21 protein-coding genes and 1 pseudogene are annotated in these 21,424 nt (G+C 43.4%); 2 read left to right on the plus strand and 20 right to left on the minus strand.

Annotated elements, in window-relative coordinates; all coding sequences use genetic code 11:
- The first annotated feature begins 82 nt into the window (after positions 1-82).
- On the plus strand, positions 83-514 hold the full coding sequence (locus OCV47_RS07150) for a hypothetical protein (protein ID WP_262654509.1): 432 nt from the start codon (positions 83-85) through the stop codon (positions 512-514).
- 4 nt (positions 515-518) lie between these two features.
- On the opposite strand, the gene OCV47_RS07155 is transcribed toward OCV47_RS07150, so the two are convergent.
- The 13 genes from OCV47_RS07155 to OCV47_RS07215 all read right to left on the minus strand — a co-directional run bounded on the left by OCV47_RS07155 (position 519) and on the right by OCV47_RS07215 (position 14,222).
- Positions 519-2,432, minus strand: a complete 1,914-nt coding sequence (locus tag OCV47_RS07155; protein WP_262654510.1) for an NAD(+) synthase — start codon at positions 2,430-2,432, stop codon at positions 519-521.
- Between the two features lie 17 nt (positions 2,433-2,449).
- Complete coding sequence (gene hslO / locus OCV47_RS07160) at positions 2,450-3,331, minus strand: Hsp33 family molecular chaperone HslO (protein WP_262654511.1); 882 nt, start codon at positions 3,329-3,331, stop codon at positions 2,450-2,452.
- Positions 3,324-4,127: a class I SAM-dependent DNA methyltransferase gene (locus OCV47_RS07165; RefSeq protein WP_262654512.1), complete on the minus strand. Its 804-nt coding sequence runs from the start codon at positions 4,125-4,127 to the stop codon at positions 3,324-3,326. The genes hslO and OCV47_RS07165 overlap by 8 nt, the downstream gene beginning before the upstream one ends.
- A gap of 39 nt (positions 4,128-4,166) precedes the next feature.
- Positions 4,167-5,219: a histidinol-phosphate transaminase gene (gene hisC, locus OCV47_RS07170; RefSeq protein WP_262654513.1), complete on the minus strand. Its 1,053-nt coding sequence runs from the start codon at positions 5,217-5,219 to the stop codon at positions 4,167-4,169.
- 29 nt (positions 5,220-5,248) lie between these two features.
- On the minus strand, positions 5,249-6,439 hold the full coding sequence (locus tag OCV47_RS07175) for a pyridoxal phosphate-dependent aminotransferase (protein WP_256300919.1): 1,191 nt from the start codon (positions 6,437-6,439) through the stop codon (positions 5,249-5,251).
- Between the two features lie 18 nt (positions 6,440-6,457).
- Positions 6,458-7,354, minus strand: coding sequence for a DUF2156 domain-containing protein (locus OCV47_RS07180; RefSeq protein WP_262654514.1), 897 nt, complete (start codon positions 7,352-7,354; stop codon positions 6,458-6,460).
- A gap of 110 nt (positions 7,355-7,464) precedes the next feature.
- Complete coding sequence (gene glmM / locus OCV47_RS07185) at positions 7,465-8,811, minus strand: phosphoglucosamine mutase (RefSeq protein ID WP_262654515.1); 1,347 nt, start codon at positions 8,809-8,811, stop codon at positions 7,465-7,467.
- A 34-nt stretch (positions 8,812-8,845) separates the two neighbouring features.
- Positions 8,846-9,919: a peptide chain release factor 1 gene (gene prfA, locus OCV47_RS07190; protein ID WP_117448199.1), complete on the minus strand. Its 1,074-nt coding sequence runs from the start codon at positions 9,917-9,919 to the stop codon at positions 8,846-8,848.
- A gap of 17 nt (positions 9,920-9,936) precedes the next feature.
- A complete protein-coding gene (gene prmC / locus OCV47_RS07195; RefSeq protein ID WP_262654516.1) occupies positions 9,937-10,773 on the minus strand; it encodes a peptide chain release factor N(5)-glutamine methyltransferase in 837 nt (278 codons plus the stop codon).
- Entirely contained in the window at positions 10,770-11,822 is a 1,053-nt protein-coding gene (locus OCV47_RS07200; RefSeq protein ID WP_256300955.1) for a DUF1385 domain-containing protein, read from the minus strand. The genes prmC and OCV47_RS07200 overlap by 4 nt, the downstream gene beginning before the upstream one ends.
- A gap of 66 nt (positions 11,823-11,888) precedes the next feature.
- Positions 11,889-12,089, minus strand: a complete 201-nt coding sequence (gene rpmE / locus OCV47_RS07205) for a 50S ribosomal protein L31 (protein ID WP_117448197.1) — start codon at positions 12,087-12,089, stop codon at positions 11,889-11,891.
- A gap of 196 nt (positions 12,090-12,285) precedes the next feature.
- A complete protein-coding gene (gene rho, locus OCV47_RS07210; RefSeq protein WP_262654517.1) occupies positions 12,286-13,692 on the minus strand; it encodes a transcription termination factor Rho in 1,407 nt (468 codons plus the stop codon).
- Between the two features lie 170 nt (positions 13,693-13,862).
- Complete coding sequence (locus OCV47_RS07215) at positions 13,863-14,222, minus strand: TIGR04086 family membrane protein (RefSeq protein ID WP_117448195.1); 360 nt, start codon at positions 14,220-14,222, stop codon at positions 13,863-13,865.
- Positions 14,223-14,432: 210 nt separating this feature from the next.
- Between OCV47_RS07215 and OCV47_RS07220 the strand changes: the two genes are divergently transcribed.
- The gene (locus OCV47_RS07220) at positions 14,433-15,719 is read left to right on the plus strand and encodes an HlyC/CorC family transporter (protein ID WP_117448194.1); all 1,287 of its coding nucleotides are present in this window, start codon (positions 14,433-14,435) and stop codon (positions 15,717-15,719) included.
- Between the two features lie 48 nt (positions 15,720-15,767).
- Here OCV47_RS07220 and OCV47_RS07225 read toward each other — a convergent pair whose 3' ends face one another.
- The 7 genes and pseudogenes from OCV47_RS07225 to OCV47_RS07255 form a co-directional block, all read right to left on the minus strand.
- Positions 15,768-16,571 (minus strand): RnfABCDGE type electron transport complex subunit B, encoded by an 804-nt coding sequence (locus OCV47_RS07225; RefSeq protein WP_262654518.1) that lies wholly within the window; start codon positions 16,569-16,571, stop codon positions 15,768-15,770.
- 12 nt (positions 16,572-16,583) lie between these two features.
- The gene (locus OCV47_RS07230) at positions 16,584-17,159 is read right to left on the minus strand and encodes an electron transport complex protein RnfA (protein ID WP_117448192.1); all 576 of its coding nucleotides are present in this window, start codon (positions 17,157-17,159) and stop codon (positions 16,584-16,586) included.
- An 11-nt stretch (positions 17,160-17,170) separates the two neighbouring features.
- Entirely contained in the window at positions 17,171-17,854 is a 684-nt protein-coding gene (gene rsxE, locus OCV47_RS07235) for an electron transport complex subunit RsxE (protein WP_117448191.1), read from the minus strand.
- Between the two features lie 14 nt (positions 17,855-17,868).
- Positions 17,869-18,444, minus strand: coding sequence for an RnfABCDGE type electron transport complex subunit G (locus tag OCV47_RS16030; protein ID WP_416888008.1), 576 nt, complete (start codon positions 18,442-18,444; stop codon positions 17,869-17,871).
- Between the two features lie 63 nt (positions 18,445-18,507).
- A pseudogene (locus OCV47_RS16035) lies at positions 18,508-19,431 on the minus strand (RnfABCDGE type electron transport complex subunit D); the annotation flags it as partial.
- An 11-nt stretch (positions 19,432-19,442) separates the two neighbouring features.
- Positions 19,443-20,768, minus strand: coding sequence for an electron transport complex subunit RsxC (gene rsxC / locus OCV47_RS07250; protein ID WP_262654519.1), 1,326 nt, complete (start codon positions 20,766-20,768; stop codon positions 19,443-19,445).
- A 135-nt stretch (positions 20,769-20,903) separates the two neighbouring features.
- Positions 20,904-21,404, minus strand: a complete 501-nt coding sequence (locus tag OCV47_RS07255; protein WP_262654520.1) for a Gx transporter family protein — start codon at positions 21,402-21,404, stop codon at positions 20,904-20,906.
- Positions 21,405-21,424: the final 20 nt, after the last annotated feature.

Consider the following 21,424-nt stretch of genomic DNA (forward strand, 5'->3'; position numbering starts at 1 on the left):
TCCCCCAAAGGAGCTGTTTTATTCTGCATAAATAGTGCATAAGATATAAAAACAAGATTTCTGTTTTCAAAGGAGATCCGTTATGAGTTCCAAAACCAAAATCCTGCTGCTAAAAAAACGCGAACTGATCTATACCCTGCTTTTTGCTGCACTTGCTGTTATCCTGATTGTCCTGATGATATGGATGTTTCTCCCTGCTGTCAGAAAAAGTTCTCAAGCCTCCGCTTCTTTTTCTCCAGGCATCTACACCTCACAGGTAACTCTGCAGAACAATACCATGGATGTGGAAGTCCGGGCTGATCATTCCGGCATACGAAGTATCGAATTGCGCAATCTCAGCGACGCTGTATCTGCCATGTATCCTGCCATACAGCCTTCTCTGGATAAGCTGGCCCGCCAGATCTGTGACAGCCAGTCTCTGGAAAATATCTATTATGAAAAAAGCAGTCAGTATACTTCCCAGATGCTGCTGGATGCCATCCGTTCAGCACTGGAACTGGCCAGAGAAATTTAATCCGTTATCCCAGGCGATCCAGCTGTTCTTTCCAGATCTGTATGCTGGCATCACTCGGCATACGTAAATCGCCTCTTGGAGAGACTGCAACACTTCCTACCTTCGGGCCGTCCGGGAGACAGGATCGTTTAAACTGCTGGGAGAAAAATCTCCAGTAAAAGGTACGCAGCCATTTCAGAATGACCTCATCTGTGTAGGTTCCCTGAAACGCATATTTTGCCAGGCGGTATACTTTTTCCGGTTCTTCTCCATAACGCATCATATGATATAAGAAGAAATCATGGAGCTCATAAGGGCCCACCAGATCTTCTGTTTTCTGGGAAATCGTTCCATTTTCCGGAGGCAGAAGTTCCGGGCTCACCGGTGTATCCAGCACATCCAGCAGAACTTTCTCCAGCTGTTTATCTCCGCAGGTATCCGCATAATATTTTACCAGGTGACGTACCAGAGTCTTCGGAATCGATGTATTTACCGCATACATAGACATATGGTCTCCATTATAAGTTGCCCATCCAAGTGCCAGCTCTGACAGATCTCCGGTACCGATTACCATGCCACCTGACTGGTTGGCCAGATCCATCAACACCTGGGTCCGTTCTCTTGCCTGACAGTTCTCGTAAGTTACATCATGTTTTGCCGGATCCTGACCGATATCCACAAAATGCTTTCTTACTGCCTCCTGAATGTTGACTTCTTTTAAGGTTGCGCCTAATTTTCTGGTCAGCTCGCAGGCATTATTGTAAGTACGATCGGTCGTTCCAAAACAAGGCATGGTCACAGAAAGGATACTGGTTCTCGGAAGCCCCAGCATATCCACTGCTTTTGCCATCACCAGGAGAGCCAGTGTGGAATCCAGTCCTCCTGAAATTCCTACTACTACCGACTTACATCCCGTATGTGACATTCTCTTTTTCAGTCCCAATGCCTGAATCGTGAGAATCTCCTCACATCTGCACTCTCTGTCTGACTTATCGGAAGGCACAAATGGATTTGGATCCACATACCGTGTCAGGTTCGTATCACTCTTCTTCAGATGAAATTCTATATCACAGTAATCTCCGGCGCCTTCTACCTGATAAGTTGTCATACGGCGACGCTCACTGCGCAACTTATGGATATCCAGTTCACTGTATATGATTTCGTTTTGAAAGCGCTGCGACTGTTTTAAAATCGTTCCATTTTCGGCAATCAGATTATGTCCGGAAAATACAAGATCGGTTGTGGATTCTCCCTCTCCTGCACTTGCATAGAGATAGCCACAGATCAGTCTGGCTGACTGGTTCTGTACCAGAGCCGTACGATACAGACTCTTTCCGGTATTCTCATTGCTTGCGGACAAATTCACAATCACAGTGGCACCTGCCATAGCTGCCGCCACACTTGGCGGGTTCGGTACCCAGAGGTCTTCACAGATCTCTGCTGCCACAGTCAGCCCCGGCATATCAGCACAGTGAAACAGCTGATTCATTCCAAACGGAACTTCATGCCCGTCAAAAGTCACCCACTCTACATCCTTCCGGCCGGGTGTAAAATGGCGGGCCTCATAAAATTCTGCATAATTTGGAAGGTATCTCTTGGGAACGAGTCCCAGAAGTTCTCCCTGGCTAACTGCCGCAGCCACATTATAAAGCTTCTGATCCACTTCCCATGGCAGCCCCACAAAGAACAATCCGTCCATCGCCAGAGATGTTTTTATGATCTTCTTCAGCCCTTCTTTTGCCGCATCCAAAAGATGCTCCTGCCAGAACAGATCACTGCAGGTATATCCAGTCAGACACAGTTCTGGAAATACTACAATCTTTGCTCCCTGTCCGGCAGCTTTTTTCATATCTCTGCAGACAGATTCTGCATTATATGTACAGTCTGCCACCTTAATGTCTGGCGTCGCTGCCGCCACTTTTACAAACCCGTGTTTCATATCAGTCTCCTATCTGCCTATCTTGTTGCTTCTTTTTTCAATGCTTCCAGTTCTTCTACCGAGAACTTATAATTGGTATTACAAAAATGACAGTTTACTTCAATCTCTTCTCCGTCATCAATCATGTTCTGTAATTCTTTTTTCCCAATGCTGATGATTGCCCTGGAAACCCGTTTTTTAGAACAGTTACAGTGAAATCTTGTCTCCATTGTATCTGTAAATTCCACACCAAGATCTCCCAGCAGATTTTCCAGAATCTGTTCCGGCGTATTACCGGCATCCAGCATGGCGGTTACTGATGTTACATTCTGAATTTTCTGTTCCAGCGCAGCGATGACTTTCTCTTCTGCAAACGGCATCAGCTGAATAATAAATCCACCAGCCTGACGTACTGTATTTTCTTTGTTCATCAGCACGCCCAGTCCCACTGCGGAAGGTACCTGCTCCGATGTGGCAAAATAGTAAGTCAGATCCTCTGCAATCTCACAGGTCTGCAGCATGGTCTGACTGGAATACGGTTTTTTCATTCCCATATCTTTGATCACATTTAAGAATCCAGGGCCTACTGCACATGCCACATCCAGCTTACCTTTTGCATTAGCCGGAATCACAACATTTGGATTTCCCACATATCCTTTTACATTTCCATGAGAATCTGCTGTTACTGTAATGCCCTTTAACGGACCTCCTGCTTTGATCTGAAGGGTAAGTACATCTTCGTCCCCCTTCATCATACTGCCCATCATGGCTCCGGCTGTCAAAAGACGTCCAAGAGCTGCTGTTGCCACCGGACTGGTATTGTGCGCATTTCTGGCATACTCTACCAGGTCTCTTGTTGTTGCAGCAAACGCTCTGATCTGGCTGTCTGCTGCCGTTGCTCTTACAATATAATCAGACATTTCTGTCATCCTTTCTGTTTTCTATTTTATTTTTCTTACCTTTTTCTCTGGCCATGATATAGATTCGTTCACTGCTCTCTGTCGCTTCTTTCATCGTATCCGCATCCAAAGCGGATACCCATTCCATTCCGGCCTGCATCAATATCTGACGAACGGTATCGATTTTATATCCTCTCTGATCATGGAGTTCCTGTTCTCTTCGATAGAGTCCGGATTTCTCTCTGATGAACAATGTCAGATCATATTCGTTGATCTGTTCTTCTTCAAACCAGCTGTTCTCCCAGATAAAGCTGCCCTCTTCTCTGCTGTCTGCCAGAACGCAGTCTCCACAGACATCACGAAAATAATGTATGGTCTTCAAATCAAAAAGAAAGAGTCCACCAGGATCCAGATAATTGTTCACACAGGCAAATACCTGTTCCAGATCCTTTTCAGTCAGAATATAATTCATAGAATCACAGACACTGACTACGGCTTTTACTGTGCCGTACAATTCAAACTCCCGCATATCCTGCTGCAGGTATAGAATATCATAGCCTGACTCTGCCTTTTTCTCTAACGCCTGCTCCAGCATTTCCATGCTGGAATCCACTCCAATCATATCATACCCGGATCCTGCCATCAGTTCTGTAAAGGTGCCTGTTCCACATCCCAGTTCCAGTACCAGACCGTTGTGGACTCCTTCTTTTTGTAGTATCTGTGTAATATTGGCAAGCCACTTTTTATATGGAATTTCTTCCATGAACATATCGTATACAGAAGCAAACTCTTCGTATGCTGCACGTTCTTCTTTCATTTTGTGTGGTATCCTCTCCTGTGCATATATTCCGGTATCTTACAGATACTGTTCCAGGAATGCGATCAGCTTTTTCATCTGCTCCTCTGTTCCAATCGTAATACGTAAGTAATTATCAATACCTGGCTTATTGAAGTAACGCACAAAAATATGCTGCTTCTTCAGTGCTTCAAATAATTCTTTTGCCGGCACATGCTCATGTGTGGCAAAAATAAAATTTGTCTTTGAATCCGGGAAAGAAAATCCCAGTCTCTTCAGTTCTTTCTTTGTCCACTCCCTGACAGTCACAATCTTTGCAGTGGTCTCCCGAAAATATGCTTCATCCTGAATTGCTGCGCTTCCCAGGATCAGACTTGGCCGGTTCATGGTATAGGAATTAAAGGAATATTTGGCGTCATTCAGATAATGTATCATTTTCTCACTTCCGAATGCAAACCCAATACGCATACCAGCCATGGATCTGGACTTGGATGTGGTCTGGACCACCAGAAGATTCTCATATTTTTCTATTAACGGCAACACAGATGCTGCTCCAAAATCCACATAGGCCTCATCGATGATCACAACAGACTCTGGATTGTGTGCTATAATTCTTTCCACCTCTTCAAAAGGCATTTCCACACCGGTCGGTGCATTGGGGTTTGGAAAAATAATGCCACCATTTTCTTTCATATAATCTTCCGGCACAATGGCAAATTCTTCGTTTAAAGGAATCTGCTCATACGGAATTCGAAAGAGATCTGCCCACACATCATAAAACGAATACGTAATATTCGGGAATAAAATCGGTTTATCCGAATTAAAAAATGTCAGGAAAGCCATAGCCAGTACATCATCTGATCCCACTCCCACAAATACCTGTTCCTTTTTCACATGATAGACTGCTGCCAGCCCTTCTACCAGAGCATCGGCTGCCGGCGCCGGATACAGGCGCAGAGCATCTGCATCCATTTCCTTCAGTGCCTTTTCTACCAATGGAGATGGCGGATATGGATTTTCATTAGTGTTTAACTTTATCATGTCCGGAAAATCCGGCTGTTCTCCCGGTGTATACGGAACTACTTTTCTTACGTTTTCTTCCCAGATACTCATTGCTCTTCTCCTCATTTTTGCATATTTTTCTATTTCAGTCCATATTCTTCTGCCAGTTTTTCAAACTGTCCAAGAGAATTGCAGATAGTTTCATAAGATACACAATAGGCCAGCCGTACATACCCCGGTCCTGCAAAAGAAGAACCTGGTACAATCAGCAAATGATATTTTTTAGCCGCTTCGCAAAATACCTTATCATCTTCAACCGGCGATTTCATCCAGAGATAAAAGGCTCCTTCTGGTTTGACACAGGTAAATCCCATTTTTGTCAATCCTTCATACAGTTCCTTTCGATTGCGGTCATAATATTCCAGATCAACTTTTGCATCCAGACATCTGGCAATCACCCGTTGAAACAGGGATGGTGCATTCACGTAGCCCAATATACGATTTGCCACATTGGCAGCCCCAATGATGGTCTCGCTGTCGTCCGCTTCATCAGGAATTACCAGATAACCAATACGCTCTCCCGGAAGGGACAGAGATTTGCTGTAGGAATAACCTACAATCGTATTGTGATAATACCTGGTCAGATAAGGTACTTCCACTCCATCATAGGCCAGTTCCCGGTATGGTTCATCTGAAACCAGATAAATACTGATACCGTATTCGGCTTCTTTCTTTCTAAGAATCTCTGCCATCTTCTGGATAGTTTCTTCAGAATATACCACACCGGTTGGATTATTTGGAGAATTCACGATCACTGCCTTTGTCTTTTCACAGATCATTTCTTCGAATTTTTCCAGATTTGGCTGAAAATCTGTAGTATTGGCCGGTACTGCTTTTAGAATTCCCTCATAATTCGATACATACGAACGGTACTCCCCAAAATATGGTGCAAAAGTCAGCACTTCTTCTCCCGGATTCAGCAACGTCTTCATCACTACGTTTAATCCTCCTGCTGCCCCTACTGTCATCAGGATATTTTCCAGATGGAAACTGGTTCCAAAACGCTGATTCAGAGAATCTGCAATCGCCGCACGTACATCTTCATAGCCAGAATTGCTCATATATCCATGTACCATCAGTGGATCTTCTTCCTGAAGAATCTCTTCAACTGCCCGCTTTACTTCCTTTGGTGCAGGAACATTGGGATTGCCAAGGCTAAAATCATATACATTTTCGGCACCATATTTGGCTGCCATGATCTTTCCTTCTTCAAACATGGCCCGGATCGCCGAGCTGTTTTTTACCATTGCTGTCATTTTCTCTGAAATCATTTCCAGTTCCTCCTCTTGTTATTTCTTAAATCGAACCGTACCTTTTTCTACCATAAATACTGGATGGTACGATAACTTTGCCTTGCGAAGCCCTTCTTCTCCTACATCATCTTCTCGATTGATATAGGTATACCCTTCTGTCTCATGAATGACAAACTGCTGATTGATCATGGAATAAGCCCCTTCGATATCCGTGCGGGCCTTTTCAATATGAACTACAATGGTATCATCACATACCGGTTCGCCCATGGTAAATGCAACTACTTCCTGATTCACCCGAAGAAGCCCTCCACGCAATCCCAGTTCCTTATACAGACGCAGTGAATTCATTGCCACTGTCATCTCTGCATTTTTTTCATCATCTTCATCCACATCATTGGCATTTCTCCACTTCAGTGCCATCTGGAAACAGTCTTCCACGTTCTCATCCGAAATGCTCTCATACTTCCAGTCAGGATAGGTTTTCTGAAATTTGTTCACATGGTTCTTTTTTCCATGATACTTTTTTCCTGAGAGATTGGCAAGCTTTTCTCGCTCATAAACATAATCCGCAATATTTCTGTCATAAAAAATCTCAAACGTGTCCGGATAAAGTCGTTCCAGAATAGCATACTGTTCCGGTGTCACCTGCCCCAGACAGAAATCAAGATTCTCTTTTTCGCAATACATACGAATGGCTTCTATCGTTGCTTTTACATTCTTTTCTTCTCCGTACGGGAAATCAAAAAATATATCTTCTTTTCCGCATTTAAACACCATCATATCTTCTATAATAGCATATTCCACATGATAAAATCTGGACCAGAGGTACACACAGGAAAAGGTACATTCACAGGCTCTGCTTTTCTGTTTGGCAAAATACCGCATAATAATATCCCGATCTTCCAGTTCCGGTCTTTTAAACTCTATATTCATTTTTTTCTGTTACCTCGTTGTTTTTCCATTTTTAAAAAGGAATGGACGCACTTCTGTATCAATCGAAACACGCCCATCCCTTTCCACACATCCATATACGGCAGGTTCGGCTATTCTACTACCAGCCCCTGTCTTGTCATCACATCAATTACCTGATTTACATACTTTTCACAAAGCGCTTCTTCGGATGCTTCCACCATAACACGAATCACAGGTTCTGTTCCACTTTCTCTTACCAGAATGCGGCCGTCTTCACCAAGTTCCTGCTCTACTTTCTGAATTGCTTCTACCACTGCCGGATTCTCACGGGCTTCCTGTTTGTCAGCAACCCGTACATTTTTCAGAAGCTGTGGATAGATTCTTACATCAGCAGTCAGCGCTGCCAGACTCATCTTCTTCTCTGTCAGTACTTCCATGATCATCAGTGAAGTCAGAATACCATCCCCAGTTGTCGCATGTTTGCTGAAGATAATATGTCCTGACTGCTCACCACCGAGGCAGTGACCATTTTTCATCATATTCTCATATACATATTTATCTCCAACCGCAGTCTTTTCATACTCAATTCCGGCACGGTCAAACGCTTTATATAATCCCAAATTAGACATTACGGTTGTCACCACCGTATCATTTTTCAGACGACCATTTTCTTTTAAATACTTTCCACATACATAAAGAATCAGATCTCCGTTTACCACTTCTCCATTCTCATCTACAGCGATGCAGCGGTCTGCATCTCCATCATAGGCAAATCCCACATCCAGTTTTTTTTCTCTTACCAGATTCTGAAGTACCTCAATATGAGTGGATCCGCAGTTCGTATTAATATTCGTTCCATCTGGATCATTATTGATCACATAAGTCTTCGCTCCCAGTGCATCAAATACACTCTTTGCAATAGAAGATGCACTTCCGTTAGCACAGTCCAGACCAATACGGTACCGCTTAAAGGATCGGGTAGCCAGGGAGATCAGATAACCGATATAACGGTTTCTTCCTGCTACATAGTCTATGGTACGTCCCACATTTTCTCTGGTAGCCAGCGGAAGTTCCTCAGTTTCTCCATCGATGTACTTTTCGATAAGTTCTTCCACACTTGCTTCCATCTTGTGGCCATGTCCGTTGATAATTTTTATTCCATTATCATAAAATGGATTGTGACTCGCTGAAATCATAATACCACAGTCAAAATCTTCTGTACGAACCACATACGATACACTCGGTGTTGTCGTTACGTGGAGCAGGTAAGCATCTGCACCGGATGCTGTCAGTCCAGCTACCAGTGAATATTCAAACATATAACTGCTTCTTCTGGTATCTTTCCCAATCACAATATTTGCTTTATGATTTCTTCCAAAATACCAGCCCAGAAATCTTCCTACTTTAAATGCATGTTCTACCGTAAGATTTACATTTGCTTCCCCACGGAAACCATCTGTTCCAAAATATTTTCCCATACTGTCCGCTCCTTAGCTTTGCGTTTCACGCTATTTATTCTTCATTCAGATTGGCCAGCTTTGCTGCCTGATCCGCAGCAATCAGACTGTCAATCAGCTCATCAATATCACCATTCATAATAGAATCCAGCTTATACAGTGTCAGCTTGATTCTGTGATCTGTCACACGTCCCTGCGGGAAGTTGTAAGTACGAATCTTCTCAGAACGATCTCCTGTACCGATCTGGCTTCTTCTCAGTTCTGCTTCTGCATCGTGTGCCTTCTGCTGCTCAATATCATACAGCTTTGCACGTAACAGTGCAAATGCTTTTGCCTTATTTTGCAGCTGAGACTTCTCTGTCTGACTGTATACCACAATACCGGTCGGGTAATGGGTCAGTCGTACAGCCGAGTCAGTCGTATTGACACACTGTCCACCATTTCCTGATGCACGCATAACATCAATACGAATATCTTTTTCGTCAATCACTACATCTACCTCTTCTACTTCCGGCATAACCGCAACCGTAATCGTAGAAGTGTGAATTCTTCCGCCTGACTCTGTCTCAGGGACACGCTGTACACGATGTACACCACTTTCATACTTCAGTTTGGAATAGGCACCCTTTCCGGTAATCATGAAGTTTACTTCCTTCATTCCGCCAATTCCGATCTCATCGCAGTTCATCAGTTCCACTTTCCAACGATTCTTCTCTGCGTATTTTACATAAAGACGATACATCTCTGCTGCAAAAAGCGCTGCTTCATCTCCACCTGCACCGGCACGAATCTCTACGATAACGTTCTTATCATCATTAGGATCCTTTGGCAGAAGCAGAATCTTCAGTTCTCTTTCCAGTTCTTCAATACGCTTCTTTGCATCAGACAGTTCTTCTTTTAACATTTCACGCATTTCTTCATCTGATTCTTCTTCCAGCATGGCTACAGAATCTTCTACTGTCTGTTTGCAGTCTTTATATTCTTTATAAGCATCCACAATTGGCTGCAGATCGCTTTGTTCTTTCATCAGTTTCTGAAAACGAGCCTGATTGTTGGCAACTGTTGGTTCGTTCAGTTCATTTAATACTTCTTCAAAACGGATCAGCAGATCCTCCAGTTTATCAAACATAGTTCCTCCTTTATCTGTCAGGGCCGATATTGTCCCAGTACGATCCGGTCCAGTCCGGCCAGATCCTTTTTCACAGTCACTTCCCGGTATCCGCTCTGAATCATCAGTGTACTCACTGCCTCTCCCTGCAGATATCCAATCTCAAATAACAGCCATCCCTCTGGCTCCAGATAATGCAATGCCTCTTTTATGATCTTCCGGTAAAAAAAGAGTCCGTCTTCCTTTCCATCCAGTGCCAGCATCGGCTCATGATCCCGCACTTCCGGTTCCAGTCCTCTGATCACTTCACTCTCAATGTAAGGTGGATTAGAAACAATACAATGATAGCGTCCTGCCACATTTTCCATAAGGTCGCCCTGTACAAACCTTACTTTTGCTTCCAGATGCATTGCATTTTTTTCAGCCATTTTCAGAGCCTCTTTGGAAATATCTGTTGCGCAGCAGACACACTGATCCCTCATCAGCTTCTGGATACTGATAATAATACAGCCCGAGCCGGTACATACATCCAGCACATGGTCTCCCGGTTTCACCTTTTTCATTGCTTCCTCTACCAGGCATTCTGTATCCTGTCTGGGAATCAGTACGTGTTCATTCACCTGAAACTCCAGTCCACAAAACTCCTGCTTTCCGGTTATCTGCTGTACCGGAATTCGCTGTGCTCTTTTTGCAATGGCACATTCATAACTATGCCATGCTTCTTCAGGCATCTCTTCCATCTGTCGCAGAAAATAATGTGCCCGATCTGTTTTTCCATATTCTTCCATCAGAATCCAGGCATCTGCACCTGCTTCTTTCACACCGCATTGCTGCAGCCTGGCTGTGCCCCTTTTATATGCTTCCTGCCAGGTCATGCAGTGACCTCTTCTGTCTTCTTCAGCTGGGCAGCAGATTTTTTTTCTGTTCCCGGCACAATCGTCTCTCCAACTACATACTCTTTCTCTGTCAGTTCGTAGTTTGCTCCAAAGTTCTCATTCAGGAACTTCTTCCAGTCAAATACCGCTTCCACAGAAGCAATCGCTACTTCCACCATATCCGGACCAGGCTCTCTTGTTGTCATATGCTGCAGTGCCATTCCTGGTTTACTGAGCAATGCTACAAGCCTGTTATCACTTGTTCCTGCCAGGCGGATAAACTCATAGGAAATACCTGCCACAACCGGAAGCAAAAGAATCCGAATCACGAATCCCAGTGTTTTGGAATCTACGCGAATAAACATATGGAGAATAATACTGACTACCATAACAATCAGCAGGAAACTGGTTCCACAACGCTTATGCTCTCTGGAGCTTTTCATGACGTTTTCCACATTCAGCTCCATTCCATGTTCAATACAGTTGATACACTTATGTTCAGCGCCATGATACATAAACACTCTCTGAATATCTTTCATTCTGGAGATCAGAGTTATATATCCCATAAATATAGCGATCTTCAGCACACCTTCACAGGCTGCAATCAATGACTGGGAATCTGTCACTTTTCTCAGTAAAAGTGACAGCAGATATGGCAGAATCATAAATACTGCAACCGCCAGCACCATGGAAAAAGCAACCGTTACTCCCATCAACAGATCCATTCCTTTTTTCGTTCCAAGGAAATCATCGATCTTCTTTTCCAGCTTTGATGGTTCCTTTTCCGGTTCTTCCTCTTCTTCATCGTCAAAAAATCCGGCCGAATACGTGAGTGTCTTCATACCAAGTACCAGAGAATCCACAAAATTAAACACACCTCTGACAAATGGCAGCCCCAAAAACTTCTTTCCTTTTACAAATCCTGGAGACTCAGCAGTCTTTACAATAATTTCTTTATCTGGCTTTCGAACAGCTACCGCATAGCGGTCTCCATTCTTCATCATAACGCCTTCCATGACTGCCTGGCCGCCAATGCCTGAACCCTTCACGCCCATGTTTTCCTCCTAGCAAAAAGGTTGAGATTTTCCAACCTCAACCTTACCTTACGCTTCTTATTATTTAATACCGTATTTCTTATTGAACTTATCAATACGTCCACGTGCAGCAGCGGATTTCTGCTGACCTGTATAGAATGAGTGGCATTTGGAGCAGATTTCTACGTGGATATCTTTCTTTGTAGATCCTGTCACGAATGTATTGCCACAGTTGCAAGTTACTGTTGCCTGATAATACTCAGGATGGATTCCTTCTCTCATGTCTTTCACCTCTTATATTATATTCGTGAACTGCCTATGGGATACTCCCAATCCTTCCCGGCCAATGCTGCTCCTGATGTATCCACAGCAAGATATCCCGGGCTAACCCTGTAAGTCCCTACAGTTAAACTTATGGCATACTTATGCCAATAACAACCGAATTATAGCATACCGTTTTCATATTTGCAATACTACTTTAAATAAATTTTTGTTTTTTTACTAATTGAACAAACTCTTTATTATCACGCGTCCGGACAAACATATTCAGAATATTCTCTACTGCTTCATCTGACTTCATTCCATTGAGAGCTTTACGCATAATATAAACTGCTTCCTGTTCTTCTTTATCCAGCAGCAGGTCTTCTCTGCGGGTACCGGATTTCGGGATGTCAATAGCCGGGAAGACTCTCTTTTCAGATAACTTACGATCCAGAACCAGTTCCATATTACCGGTTCCCTTAAATTCTTCGTATACTACATCATCCATTTTACTTCCTGTATCCACCAGTGCTGTGGCAAGAATTGTCAGACTGCCGCCTTCTCTCATATTTCGTGCTGCACCAAAAAATCTTTTCGGCATATGAAGTGCTGCAGGATCCAACCCACCTGAAAGGGTTCGGCCACTTGGCGGTACTACCAGGTTGTAAGCACGGGCCAGTCTGGTAATGCTGTCGAGAAGTATCACCACATCCTCCTGATGTTCCACCAGTCTCTTAGCACGCTCAATTACCATCTCCGAAACACGTTTATGATGTTCTGCCTGTTCATCAAACGTAGAATATACTACTTCAACATTTTTTCCTACAATCGCCTCTTTGATATCAGTTACTTCTTCTGGGCGTTCGTCAATCAGGAGTACAATCAGATGCAGATCCGGATTATGCTCCAGCAGAGACTGGGCAATGCTCTTCAACAAGGTTGTCTTACCAGCCTTTGGCGGAGATACGATCATTCCTCGCTGTCCTTTTCCAATCGGGGATATGAGATCTACAATTCGCATAGATACCTCTTTGCTTCCCCGTTCTACCCGAAGACGCTGATTGGGGAATATTGGTGTCATATCTTCGAAATTATATCTTTTTACTACTTCAGATGGTGCCATACCGTTGATGCCTGTCAGATATAATAATGCACTGAATTTTTCCTGTGCTGTCTTGATACGGGTATTTCCCTCAATAATATCGCCGGTCTTTAAACTAAATTTTCGAATCTGGGATGGTGATACATAAACATCATTTTCTCCCGGAAGATAATGATTGCTTCTGATAAAACCATATCCATCTGGCATAACTTCCAGGATTCCGCTGACACGAATTCCACTATCCAGCTGTGCCATATCAATGTATGGCTTGTCATCCTCTTTTTCTTTTTTTTCAGCCGTTCCTTCCTGATAAGTACTATTTTCTGCCACTTTATCTGCCTGTTTCTCTGATGTCTCATCTTTCTGCACGGTTTTCTCTGTCTGAGCGGTTTTCTCATCTTCTTCCAGCATCAGATTCACAACCTCACTTTTACGCATTCCGCTGCTCACTTTTAAGCCTCTTGTTTTTGCAATACTTTTCAGTTGGGCAGCAGAAAGAGATTCATATTGTTCTCTTGTCATATTATCGTCCTTTCTACTTTCCGTCTCAACTTATCTACGCTTTGTGTGATATTGTTCTGTAGTTCCTTACTTGTGTCTATCATGGGTTTCTGTCGAATCGACTTGAAAAATCAGATACATGAATAGCCATAATATAACATAATTTTTTTCAAATTGCAAGACTCACTGTCTCAGGACAAGATTCCTCCCAGCATTCCACCACCAAGACACAGTGCACAGGTTGTCAGGAGCTGAACCCATGATGCTGTCATATCACCTATGCATACAGAAGCCAGCAGAAGAAACAGATAATAGAAAATTCCTGCCGATATTCCCCACAAAAGTCTTTTCTTACGGATTCCTTTTCCGGCTGCGAAGCCACAGATTCCACTTCCCAGCACATAGATTACCTGAATTCCGGCCAGAACCATACTTTCCTCCGGTTCCATCTGATACAATAAAAATGCCACCAGTAAAAGAGCTGCTCCCGTCACCAGATAGGAAAGCAGCAGGGCTTTGATCATGATTCTAAGTTCTGTCTGTACTTTCATATCGCACTCCTCTTTTTATGATTTTTATGATAAATATATATGCCACTCTTTCTGATATATGTTTCGTATCTGTTTATTTTCTTCACAGATACGAATCCAAAATTCCTCGCAGAATAATGGATTCTAAGTGTGGTATTATTTATTATATTGAAATTTTGTCAGAAATAGGTTATGATGTCGGATAAGAAACTATAGATTGGAGATGATGAATTGAATTCCAGTGACCCCGCCATATTAGGCGTCATTATTGTATTGATTCTGCTCTCTGCATTTTTTTCATCCGCAGAGACAGCACTGACTACGGTAAACAAGATTAAGATTATGACTTTGGCTGAAGAAGGCAACAAGCGAGCCAGTACCTTATTAAAGGTAATTGATAACCCGGGAAAAATGCTGGGAGCAATCCTGATCGGCAACAATATTGTCAATCTGTTCGCTTCCTCACTGACCACCACCCTTGCACTTCATATCTTTAACAGTATTGGTGTAAGTGTCTGTACCGGTATTCTAACTCTGGTCATTCTGATATTTGGTGAGATTTCGCCAAAGACCCTGGCTGCTTCCTATGCAGAGAAACTGGCACTGGCCTATGCAGGCGTGATCTATGGTCTCATGACTATCATGACACCTTTTATTTTTGTAACAAACAAACTGTCCCACCTGTTTTTGAAATTGTTCCATATAGATCCAAATAAACGCAACGATGTCATTACAGAAAATGAATTACGTACCTATGTGAATGTCAGTCACGAAGATGGTGAAATCGAGCAGGATGAAAAACAGATGATCTATAATGTATTTGATCTGGATGATACCCAGGCGAAAGACATTATGGTTCCACGTGTAGATATGGTATCCATTGATATCAATGCCTCTTTTCAGGATATCCTGGAAATCTACCGGAAAGAAAAATTCACACGCTATCCGGTATATGAAGATAGCAATGATAACGTGATTGGTGTTCTGAATATCAAAGATCTGCTTCTTTGTGGTACTTCTGGTTTTCGTCTGAAAGAACATATTCGTGAGCCGTTCTTCACCTATGAGTTTAAAAATACTGCTGAACTTCTGGATGAAATGCGAAAAGACTCTATTAACTTTACTATTGTTCTGGATGAATATGGTGCGACAGTAGGGTTGATCACGCTGGAAGATCTTCTGGAAGAGATTGTTGGAGAAATCCGTGATGAATACGATAACGATGAGGCGGATCTCATTAAAGAAATATCTGATCATGAATATATTATTGAGGGCTCTATGAAGCTTGACGATATCAATGATGCCCTGCATCTGCCTGACAAAGATCTGGCTCTGGTCTCCGAGGATTATGACTCAATCGGCGGTTACATCATCGAGCAGCTGGATCATCTTCCAGAACTTCATGAGGGAATCACTACTGAATCCGGCATACGTCTGGTTGTGGATAAAATGGATAAAAACCGTATTGATAAAGTACATATGTACTTACCAAAAGTAGAACAAAAGAGCGAATCCTGATGGATCCGCTCTTTTTCATACTCACACTTCTATCGTAAGACTTATTCTTTAAAGTTCTCGCATGCGGATTACCTTTGCAGGACACTTCTCCGCACATTTTCCACATTTTACACACTTGGACTGATCAATCACAGCTACATTGCCGTTCATGGTAATTGCTTCGTGTTCACACTGCTTTACACATGCTGTACATCCAAGACAGCCAGCACTGCAGGCTTCTTTCACGGCCTTACCTTTTTCCTGAGAACTACACTGTACTACATATACAGAACTGTCTGGAATCAGGCAAATCAGTCCATTAGGACATACCTTGGTACATGCTCCACAGCCCACACATTTGGAACGGTCAACTTTTGCCACACCGTTCACTACATGAATTGCATCAAACTGACATGCTTTCACGCAGGAACCAAATCCCATACATCCATGTGTACATTTCTTTGTTCCTCGTCCCGGAACAACAGCCGCTGTACGGCAGTCTTTGATTCCAAAGTAGTTGCATTTTTCCTGTGCAGCATCACAGTCACCCGCACATTTCACAAATGCAACCTGCTTCTCGGTAGCAGTCATCTCTACTCCAAGAATCGCACTGATCTTTTCTGCAACCGGTGCACCGCCTACCGGGCACTGATTAACCGGAGCCTCACCTTTTGCAATGGCTGCTGCCAGGCCGTCACAACCTGGGAATCCACAGCCTCCACAGTTGTTTCCCGGCAGTTCAGCACGAATCGCCACTTCTTTTTCATCTACTTCTACTTTGAATTTTTCACCGGCTGTCACCAGGAGAAATCCAACGATAATACCTACTACTCCAATTACCAGAGCAGCCATGATGATTGCTGTTACGCTCATCTTTCTTCCTCCTTAGATCAAACCTGCAAAACCATTGAAGGCAATCGCCATCAGTGCTGCTGTAAACAGTACGATTGGCATACCCTGTAATGGTTTGATAATTGTGTTGTCTGCATTTCTTTCACGAATACCTGCCATAATTACAATGGCAATAGTAAATCCAACAGATGTACCGATACCATTTACCACACTGGTTACAAAATCATATTCTTTCTGTACATTCGTCAGAGCAACGCCAAGAACTGCACAGTTTGTGGTGATCAGTGGCAGATACACACCCAGAGCACTGTACAGCGCCGGGCTGGATTTTTTCAGAAACATTTCTACGAACTGTACCAGGCCGGCAATAACCAGAATAAATACGATCGTCTGTAAATATTCCAGATTGAATGGTACCAGTACCAGACTGTAGATCAGACTGGCAACTGCCGATGCAATCGTAATAACAAAGATAACTGCAAGTCCCATACTTGCTGCGGTCTTGACCTGCTTGGAAACTCCAAGGAACGGACACAGACCGTAGAACTGGCTGAGCACTACGTTGTTTACCAGTGCCGCACCAACTAAAACCAAAATCATTTCTGACATGTCTCTTCCTCCTAGCTTTCCTTACTTTCTTCTTTTCTGTCTGCACAGGATGAGCCGCAACCACAGCAGTCGCCATCGCATCCTTCTACTTTCTTGTTTGCTGCATTCTTAATATTCAGACCATTTAAGATTGCAATCAGAGTTCCCAGTACAATAAACGCACCTGGGGCTCTTACGAAAATTGCGATTGGCTGATATGCGGATGGCATAACCTGGAATCCCAGAATTGTTCCTGCTCCGATCAGCTCACGGAACAATGCAATCAGAGTCAGGGCAATGGTAAAACCAAGGCCCATTCCAATACCATCGCAGGCTGCCAGAAGAGGAGTTGCTTTGGAAGCATATGCTTCTGCACGTCCCAGAATAATACAGTTCACTACAATCAGCGGAATATACAGTCCCAGTGAATCATACAGGGATGGGATATAGGCCTGAAGGAGCAGCTGCACTACTGTTACCAGTGAAGCAATTACTACGATATAGGCCGGAATTCTTACTTTGTCCGGGATCACATTTCTCAGTGCTGAAATCAGCAGGTTCGAAAGGATCAAAACCGCCATAGTAGATAATCCCATGCCAAGACCGTTGTTCACAGATGTGGTAACTGCCAGTGTCGGACACATACCCAGCACGAGGATAAATGTTGGATTTTCTTTTATAATACCATTTAAAATTCGCTCTTTATATGGATTCATCACTCGCACCTCCTTTACTCAGCTGCACTGTCAATTAAGTACAGTGCGGCATTCATTGCATTTGTTACAGCGGTGGAAGTAATGGTAGCACCACTGAGCGCCTGAATATCATTTTCTCCGGAAGCTCCGTCTTTTACAAGATTGAAGGTTCCTTCTTTACCGATAAACTGATTCATGAAATCAGGATTCTGGGCATTCATTCCCAGACCTGCCGTCTCATTAATAGTCAGGAATTCCATACCAGTTACTTTCTTATCTTCTGAAATACCAACGGTAATCGTAATATCGCCACCAAATCCATCTTTAGATGTTACATTTACTACATAACCTGCTGTATTTCCAGATGCATCCAGTCCCTGATATACACTTTCAAAGACGATATTACCATAAGTACCATTGGAAATATCACTGTCAGATGTCGTAAGCTCTTCTGCTTTTGCCTCCAGATCATCAGATTCCTGGAAATCTTCTGCATCTGGGCATACAGCTACATAAGCTGCTACTGCTGCTGCTTCTTCAGCCTTCTGGATCGGTCCCTTTGTCATTTCATAAGCTGCACCAAGTGCCAGACCTGCAACCAGTGTAATCACCAGCAGAGAAATAGCAGGCTTGTATGTCTTAAGGGAAATACCAGATCCTTCGCCATCCAGTGCATTCTTCTCATATCCAAATGCGGTTGGCATTGTGATACGCTCGATCAGTGGAACCAGAAGGTTACTGATGATGATCGCATAAGAAACACCCTCTGCAGATGCACCATATGTACGGAAGATACCGGTCAGCACACCAAGTAATACGGCATACAGTACTTTTCCTTTTTCTGTCATCGGGCTGGTTACATAATCAGTTGCCATAAAGATGGCACCAAGAAGCAGACCACCGGAACAGATCTCAGATGCCACAAAGACCGGTGAAAATCCATGTCCACCAAAAATAAATTCAAACACTGCAAATGCAGCTACGTAAATCACCGGGATTTCCCAGGTAATTACTTTTCTGATCAGAAGATATGCTCCACCGATCAGCAGTGCCAGTGCGGAGATCTCGCCGATCGTTCCGCTGGTAAATCCTAAAAATGCTGACATCAGATTGGTGCTGCCTTCGGAAGAAAGCTGTACCAGAGGCGTTGCTCCAGATACACCATCCACAGTGAAATCACTCATCAGCTGGGTGAAGGAAATCAGAAGGAAACATCTTGCACCCAATGCCGGGTTCATAAAGTTCTGTCCAATTCCTCCAAAGAACTGTTTTACAAAAATAATTGCAAAAATACTGCCAAGTGCCGGAATCCAGAGTGGAATCTCTGGCGGCATATTCAAACCGATCAGAAGACCTGTTACCAGTGCACTTCCGTCTCCGATCGTTACTTTCTGTCCTGTAATCTTCTGGAATGCATATTCGGACAGCACTGCAACTGCGATAGAAATCAACAGAACCAGAAGTGCATGAAGTCCAAAACGATATACACCAAATGCTGATGCCGGAATCAGGGCAATGGCCACATCCAGCATGATACTTCTTGTCGTCTCTCCACTGCGGACATGCGGTGAGGAAGACACATTAAAAAAACCGTTCACAATTCTTCCTCCTATTTCTTCTTTCTTCTTTCAGCTGCAACTGCCTGACGCATCTGTTTAAATGCCTGTGTCAGTGGACGTTTTGCCGGACAGATAAATGTACAGCAGCCACATTCACAGCATTCCATACCATTTAATGCTGTAAAACGCTCCATATCATAATGCTGCGCAGCTTCCATAAGCTTCTGTGGAATTACATGAGATGGACAGACCTGAGCGCACTTTCCACAACGAATACAGGCTGTCTCTTCATATTTCTCCACTTCATCTTCCATGAAACAGGTTAATGCGGATGAAGTCTTCATAATCGGTATATCTACAGTAGATAATGCCATACCCATCATTGGGCCACCGGAGATGACCTTCTTCACACCATCCTTAAATCCACCGGATGCTTCTACCAATTCAGCATAAGATGTTCCAATCTTTACATTGTAGTTGCCTGGCTGATTGATACCATTTCCGGTTAAGGTAAAGATTCGGCGCATCAGTGGTGTGCTTTCACATACTGCCATATGAATAGCAATCACTGTATCTACGTTATCTACAATACATCCTGCATCTGCCGGAAGCTTGGTGGAATTGATCTTTCTTCCTGTTACAGCATAGATCAGATTACGCTCTGCACCCTGTGGGTACTTGGTCTGCAGTGTGCGCACCTCGATACGATCCTCATTTTTTACCAGTTCTTCCAGATTCTTGATACCTGCAGGCTTGTTTGCTTCTACTGCAATTACTCCCTTTGCATGATCAAACAACTGAAGCATCACTTTCAGACCACTGACAATATGCTGTGGACATTCCATCATCATACGATAATCACTGGTCAGATACGGTTCACACTCTGCACCATTGACAATGATGTAATCAATTGCATCTGGATTCTTTGGCATCAGCTTTACATGGGTCGGGAATCCCGCTCCACCCAGTCCGACGATTCCGGCATCCTTCACCGCATCAATGATCTCTTCTTTGGACATCTTCGTGTAATCCCGGTACTGTCCCATTCCTTCTATTGGGGTGTAATTTCCATCGTTCTCAATCACAATGGATTCTACCTTTGCACCGGAAACGGTAAGTCTAGGCTCTATCGCCTTTACTTTTCCGGAAACAGAACTTACGATATTCGCTGATACAAAGCCACCAGCCTCCGCGATTCTCTGACCCATCAGAACGGTATCATTTTTCTTAACAAGTGGCTTTGCCGGCGCACCTATATGCTGCGACAGCGGGTATACCAAATCTCCTTTCGGGAGATAAGTCTGCACCGGACAGTCTTTTGTGAGCTTCTTTCCATCATCAGGATGGACTCCGCCCTTGAATGTTGGTAGTTTCATACTTTCCCTTCTCCTTATCTTTTCAAGCTATCTTATACAGCGCTTCTCTACATTATCATATACTTTTTTTTCATCATTTTCAACAATATATTTCCCATACTGGTTAATTTTTTGTCATATATTGGTATTTTTTTATCAGGCTCTTATGATTCTTTTCCGTATCTGTTCTCCCAAAAACCCGATAATTCCACCAGTTATGCACCCTGCCGCCAAAAGAACCGGGAAGTAAGTAAATACTGCTCCATTCTCCAAAATGACTGCTGCCATAAGCAATTGTCCTACATTATGTGCAATCCCACCGGCAATACTGACCCCTGCCGGGAGCAAAAAATCATTTTTCTGGAAGATCCACATCACCAGAAAGCTTAAAATTCCACCAGCCATACTATACAGAAATGCAGAACCATTTCCAAAAGTAATACTTACCAGCAGTATTCTCACCATAGAAATCAGTAAAGCCTCTCTGGCTGTCATCGTATACAGCGCAAGAAATACTACCAGATTGGCCAGACCCGGCTTCACTCCTGGTATCCCAACCGGAAGTGGAATCAACATTTCCACATAACTCAATACCATGGCAAGGGCAATCAGCACACCGTATAGCGCCACCTTCTGCGCAGAAGATTTCTTTTTCATATCTGTTGCCTCCTCTTAAA

It is taken from the genome of Muricoprocola aceti (assembly GCF_025567005.1).
In the GTDB taxonomy this organism is placed as follows: Bacteria; Bacillota; Clostridia; order Lachnospirales; family Lachnospiraceae; genus Marvinbryantia; species Marvinbryantia aceti.